The 915-nt window shown below is 48.2% G+C and carries 1 protein-coding gene; it reads left to right on the top strand.

All coding sequences use genetic code 11. From position 1 onward, the window contains the following. Positions 1–484 precede the first annotated feature (484 nt). Positions 485–915 (top strand): hypothetical protein (locus tag GY843_RS03745; RefSeq protein ID WP_297306665.1); only part of this gene is annotated, 431 nt, incomplete at its 3' end.

Genomic DNA, 915 nt, shown 5'->3' with positions numbered 1-915 from the left:
GATGAGTTTCACGGAGAATGGAACTACACGCTTTTCCCGTCGGATCAAATGGCCTAAATAATTACTTTACAGCGACTAAGCGCTTCTTTGTGCTATCTTTTGGGCTGCCAGGCTGTGGAGAGGCGAGAAATAATCCGAATACATTACGCGTGGCCTATATCTTGATCGCCCTTGGGCTCAGTTGTGGAATTCTCTTATCCCAGGAACCTTCGGAGCTTATCGCATCAATCCGACCATACCAAAGTTACTACCATAAGGGGGAAGCTATCGATATCGACCTGACTATCCGGAACGTCACTGATTCTTCAATAGTAGTATTTCCAGAATTCGTTCCACCAATTAGTCACTCTTCACCCGACACTGTCATTACGTTCGAAATAATCGGGCCTGATGGTAAGATCATCACCAGACCCCAGGTCGTGGAAGATATCTTTCGCAGGATGGATCCCAATTATTGCTTCTTCCAAGAAAGGAATTGCAAGCCATGCGATGGCATATCACAACCATGATCCTTCTGTTTGGATGGGTGGCACTCTCGATTGTGCCCAGAAGTTACTGTGAAACAGTGACAGACACGAAAGCCTGCCAGCATCATCTGTTCTTGAAGGAAGGGGTGACCCATGGGTTCGGTCGCGATCACCCTCTGATGGTGACTGTCAGAGTGTTCCATGATGCGTGTGAAAGAGAGGTGCAGGTTACCCTTACTCGGGATGAGTCATCCGATACCGTCGAATGTATCTTGATGGTGGCAGAAGACAAGCCGGTCCTCGAGCAGTTGGCCGATCTCAAGAAGGCTGAGCCCGAGTCGTCGATCTCCGATTTGTGCAGTAAGGTGAGGATCCGGGAGTATCGAACGGATTCAACCAGGATATTCTCCCTCAAAGAAATACTCGGTCAACTTGAGAAGATCAAGAT

This window comes from Neptuniibacter sp., assembly GCF_024231755.1.
In the GTDB taxonomy this organism is placed as follows: domain Bacteria; phylum Pseudomonadota; class Gammaproteobacteria; order Pseudomonadales; family Balneatricaceae; genus Neptuniibacter.
Note: the sequence above shows the minus strand (reverse complement) of the source record. Positions and strands in the feature narration are given on the sequence as shown.